Origin of the sequence: Mesorhizobium sp. M7A.F.Ca.US.005.03.2.1 (genome assembly GCF_003997795.1) — a bacterium.
GTDB lineage: Bacteria > Pseudomonadota > Alphaproteobacteria > Rhizobiales > Rhizobiaceae > Mesorhizobium > Mesorhizobium ciceri.
On the sequence record NZ_RZRP01000492.1, the window covers coordinates 1 to 4,746 of the forward strand.

General features: G+C 64.7%; 5 protein-coding genes and 1 pseudogene. 5 read left to right on the top strand and 1 reads right to left on the bottom strand.

The genetic code is table 11. The features are described from left to right. Both EN991_RS23810 and EN991_RS23815 read left to right on the top strand, forming a co-directional pair. Positions 1-481, top strand: a pseudogene (locus EN991_RS23810) (peptidase M15); the annotation flags it as partial. Between the two features lie 176 nt (positions 482-657). Next, positions 658-849, top strand: coding sequence for a hypothetical protein (locus EN991_RS23815; RefSeq protein WP_127369679.1), 192 nt, complete (start codon positions 658-660; stop codon positions 847-849). Between the two features lie 87 nt (positions 850-936). Here the strand turns inward: EN991_RS23815 and EN991_RS23820 are convergent, their stop codons facing one another. Beyond that, the gene (locus tag EN991_RS23820; protein ID WP_127369680.1) at positions 937-1,575 is read right to left on the bottom strand and encodes a 2-dehydro-3-deoxy-phosphogluconate aldolase; all 639 of its coding nucleotides are present in this window, start codon (positions 1,573-1,575) and stop codon (positions 937-939) included. A gap of 311 nt (positions 1,576-1,886) precedes the next feature. Between EN991_RS23820 and EN991_RS23825 the strand changes: the two genes are divergently transcribed. The 3 genes from EN991_RS23825 to EN991_RS23835 all read left to right on the top strand — a co-directional run bounded on the left by EN991_RS23825 (position 1,887) and on the right by EN991_RS23835 (position 4,673). Beyond that, on the top strand, positions 1,887-2,807 hold the full coding sequence (locus tag EN991_RS23825; protein WP_127369681.1) for a rhodanese-related sulfurtransferase: 921 nt from the start codon (positions 1,887-1,889) through the stop codon (positions 2,805-2,807). 115 nt (positions 2,808-2,922) lie between these two features. Then, entirely contained in the window at positions 2,923-3,660 is a 738-nt protein-coding gene (locus tag EN991_RS23830) for a tellurite resistance TerB family protein (protein WP_013529742.1), read from the top strand. Between the two features lie 257 nt (positions 3,661-3,917). Continuing rightward, positions 3,918-4,673 (top strand): SDR family oxidoreductase, encoded by a 756-nt coding sequence (locus tag EN991_RS23835; protein ID WP_013529743.1) that lies wholly within the window; start codon positions 3,918-3,920, stop codon positions 4,671-4,673. Positions 4,674-4,746: the final 73 nt, after the last annotated feature.

Here is a 4,746-nt window from a genome sequence, read left to right on the forward strand (position 1 = left end):
GGTCAAGGCCGTGCTCGACGAGGCCAATGCCCAGGTCGGTGCGGCCGATTACCAGCTTGCTTCCTTGTCCGGGTCCGAGCCGCGTTCGGCGTTCAACGATCCGGGCACCAACGCCGCATCGCCGCGCGATGCTGTCGTGGCCCGCCCAGTCGGTTCCGATCCGGCCGCCGCGATCGGCGCCGGCGTCAAGACGACGCGCAAGGAATCGAGAGCCACCGCCCGCGACCTGAAGCCAGGCCCCAAGGCCATGGTGGTTGCAGCCGCACCGCAGGCCGCCCGTTGGGCCTTGACCAGCGGCGAGCAGGTCGCCACCGTTTCAAGCGCGACGACGGCGCCGGGTTACGCCTACAGCATCGTGCACACGCCGCCGAGCGAGGTCTACACCGCTGGCTTCCAGCCGAGCAGCCAGGTGGCCGATGCCAATCGCTTCACCGGCAACGCCGTCAAGTTCATGTCGGTAGCCCGCTTCCAGACCAAATGACGGCAAACCAATCGACAAAGCCGCGCCGGGCAACCAGCGCGGCTTTTTGCTGCGTGGCCGGATCCGGTCGCGCGGCCCGCCGGCTTCCGATCACACCGGCCTGACATTGCCGTGATCGTGGAACGCCTCGGGCCGTCAACGGTTTCTCCCTCGTTCGTTCAAACCCGGGGATACCCATGAAGAAGATTCTACTGGCATCGGTCATCGCGTTGGCAACCGCTTCGGCGGCCGTCGCCCCTACGCAGGCCGAAACCATTGTCGTCAAGACCCACGATCACATGCACATGAAGAAGCACTGCCGGACCAAGGTTGTCACGACCTGGAAGCATCATCATAGGGTGGTCAGGGAAGTCAGGGTCTGCAACTGATCCGGCCAAGGCAGGCCTGGAAAAAACATCCGGCGGAAACCCGGTAGACGCAAGTCGGCCGGGTTTTTCCATGCCGCCATGAAAGCCTTATTTTGCGAGCTTGCTCGCCGCGCGCGCCAAGGCTTCGATCTCGTCCCATTTGCCGGCCTTGACGAGGTCGTCGGGCGCCACCCAGGAACCGCCGACGCAGACCACGTTGGGCAGGCTGAGATAGTCAGCCGCGTTCTTGGCCGAGATGCCGCCGGTCGGGCAGAATTTCACATCGGCGAGCGGCGAGGCGAAGGCCTTCAGCGAAGCGATGCCGCCCGACTGCTCGGCCGGGAAGAATTTCAGAAAGCGCAAGCCGGCTTCGCGCGCGGCCATGATCTCGCCGGGGGTGATCGCACCGGGCAGCAGCGGAACATCGCTGGCGGCGGCTGCCGACAGAAGCTCGCAGGTGATGCCGGGGCTGACGATGAAGCGCGAGCCCGCGGCAGCCGCCTCTTCGAACTGCCTGGCATCGAGAATGGTGCCGGCGCCGACGATGGCTTCCTCGACTTCACCAGCGACCCGCCGGATCGCTTCCAGCGCGTCGGCGGTCCTCAGCGTGATCTCGATCGCAGGCAGGCCGCCGCGCGCCAGAGCGCGGGCCAGCGGCACGGCATTGGCGACATCGGAGATCTTCAGCACCGGGATGACGGGCTGGCCGTTGAGGAGCGACAGAAGTTTTTCGGTCTTGCTGGGCATGTGTCTCTCCGTGGCGTGGGACAATTCAACCGATTAGCAGAAGGCCGTTTTCCTGTCCACGAAACCGGCCGTGTCGCGATGTCACGCGTCGCCCATACTCGCCAAGCCCAAGTTGACAAGGGTGGCTGCCGGCTCGATGGTGCCGACAGCTTTTGCCCCGGTGGCTTTTCAGGATAGGAATTTTTTCTTGACTCCCTGATCTCAGCTATGGTACAAATTCGCCCATGGTGCAGATTTGCGCCAGCGACCCGCCGAACAGGATGCCTGCTTTGCCTTGAATCGGCTTGCTCGAGCGTCTAGTGGCTTCGGCAATGACATCACTTCCACCCCTTCGCGTCGCCGCGCTCTACCGGTTTGCCCGGCTCGACGCTTTCGAAGAACTGCGCGCGCCGCTCGCCGCATTCTGCTGCGGGCGCGGCATAAAGGGAACGCTGCTGCTGGCGCATGAAGGCATCAACGGCACCGTCGCCGGCAGCGAGACGGCAATTGCCGAACTGATCGCGTATCTCGAAGCCATCGAAGGGCTTGCCGGACTCGAGGTCAAGTACAGCGCGGCCGCGGACATGCCGTTCCATCGCATGAAGGTGCGGCTGAAGCGCGAGATCGTCACCATGGGTGTCGATGACATCGATCCTTCGAAAAGTGCCGGCACCTACGTCGCGCCGGCCGACTGGAACGCTCTGATTTCGCAGCCCGGCACTGTCATCATCGACACGCGCAACGCCTATGAGGTGTCGATCGGCACGTTCAAGGGTGCGATTGACCCGGCCACCGCAAGCTTTCGCGAGTTCCCGGCCTGGGTGGAAACGCACCGGGCGGAGCTCGAAGGCCGCAAGGTTGCGATGTTCTGCACCGGCGGCATACGCTGCGAAAAGGCAACCGCCTATGTCAAATCGCTCGGCTTCGAGGATGTCTTCCATCTCAAGGGCGGTATCCTCAAATACCTCGAGGAGGTTCCGGCCGAACAGAGCCTCTGGCAAGGCGAGTGCTTCGTCTTCGACGAGCGGGTTTCGGTGTCGCACGGTCTTGCCGAGGGTGACGCGGAACTGTGCCGCGCCTGCCGCCACCCGCTGACGCCGGGCGAGCTGACGTCGCCCAAATTCGCTGCCGGTATTTCGTGCCCGCATTGCTTCGATGCGCGTTCGGACGAGGACCGCCAGCGTTATGCCGAGCGCCAGCGCCAGGTCGAGCTTGCGCAGGCGCGGGGCAGGGGGCCGCATATCGGCTCCTGATCCAGCATCGTGCTGCTGCAAAGCGGCTGCCTGTCATTGCAATCTCAAGTTTCGGGACCTACGTCTTCGACGTTCGAAACCCGCCCGTTGGCCGGGCAAATCCTGGAGGCACTGAATGTTCGATCCCAAGAAGCTTCTCGACGATCTGCTCGGCTCGCAAATCCCCGGCACCAGCGGCACCGTTCGCGACAAGGCGGGGCAGGCCGTGCAGATGGCCAAGGACAATCCGCTGGCCGCCGGTGCGCTGGCCGCGGTGCTGCTCGGAACCGGTACTGGCCGCAACGTGACGGGCGCCGCGGTGAAGCTTGGCGGACTGGCCGCGATCGGCGGCCTCGCCTACAAGGCCTACCAGAATTACAAGGCCGGCAACGCGCCCGCGGAAGCACCGGCGGCCGGCCAACCGGAATTGCTGCCGCCGCCCAAGGATACCCCCTTCCACCCGTCGCAGGCGCCGCAAGGCGAGGACGAATTCACGCTGACCCTGGTGCGGGCGATGATCTCGGCGGCGAAAGCCGATGGCCATATCGACGATGAAGAGCGCCAGAAGATCGCCGGCAAGCTCAGCCTGGCCGGCATAGGCTCCGATGCCGAAAAGTTCCTGATGGCGGAGCTGGCAAGCCCGCTCGACCTCGACACGCTGGTGGCCGGCGCCAAGACCGATGCGCAGAAGCTCGAACTCTACACGGCGTCGCGCCTGACCATCGATCCCGACACACGCGCCGAGCGCGGTTATCTCGATCTGCTCGCCGGCCGGCTCGGCCTGCCGGACGCGCTGGTCGACCATGTCGAGGCGACGGTTTCGGCGGCCAAGGTGCCGGCCAAGGCCGGGACGTCACCCAATCCGCGCTGGTAGGCCAAAACGGCACAGGGGGCACTTTCCGGGTTAACCGCTCATTAACCCAGCAAGCGCATCATTCAACACAGTCGGATCGGCTTTTCCTCCTCCCAAGCCCGGTTCAGATCAGGGGCGGTCGCCAATGGCCGCCCTTTTTGTCGGTCCGGCCGGATGGACACGCTTGCCATCGCCGCCGTCATTTGCGATGCCTTCCTTTTCGAGCCAACCCCCCAAAATCAGTCGAGCAAGCGCAGCGCTGCCGGAGGACAATAGCCATGACCGAGCAAAGAACCGCCATCGTCACCGGGGCCGGCACGGGCATCGGCAAGAGCGTCGCCACGGCGCTGCTCAAGGCCGGCTGGAACACGGTGTTCTGCGGACGCCGCAAATCCGTGCTGGATGCAGCCGTGGCTGAGGCCGGGTCCACCGGCGCCAAGGCCCTGGCGGTTGCCTGCGATATCAGCAAGGCAGGCGAGGTCGACGATCTGTTCGAGACCGTGGCGGCGGCCTTCGGCCGTGTCGACCTGCTCTTCAACAATGCCGGCATGGGCTACAAATCGACGCCGATCGACGAGATACCGGTCGAAGTGTGGAACGATATCGTCGGCGTCAACCTCACCGGTTCGTTCCTGTGCGCCCGTGCCGCCTTTGGCGCCATGCGCAAGCAGAAGCCGATGGGTGGCCGCATCATCAACAACGGTTCGGTGTCGGCCTATGCGCCGCGCCCAGGCTCGGTGCCCTACACGGCGACCAAGCATGCCATCACCGGACTGACCAAGACGCTGGCGCTCGACGGCCGGCCCTATGACATCGCCTGCGGCCAGATCGACATCGGCAATGCGCTGACCGACATGGCGCAGCCGATGACGGTCGGTGTGCCGCAGGCCAATGGCTCGATCGCAGCCGAAGCGGTGATGGATGTTCAGCGCGTCGCCGACGCCGTCGTCCACATGGCCAGCCTGCCGCTCGACGCCAACGTGCTGTTCATGACCGTGATGGCGACCAAGATGCCGTTTGTCGGGCGTGGGTGAGCAGCCCGGTTCGCGTAAGCGAATTCATCGTGCCAGTGGCACGATGAATTCGCTTACGCGAACCGGGCTGCTC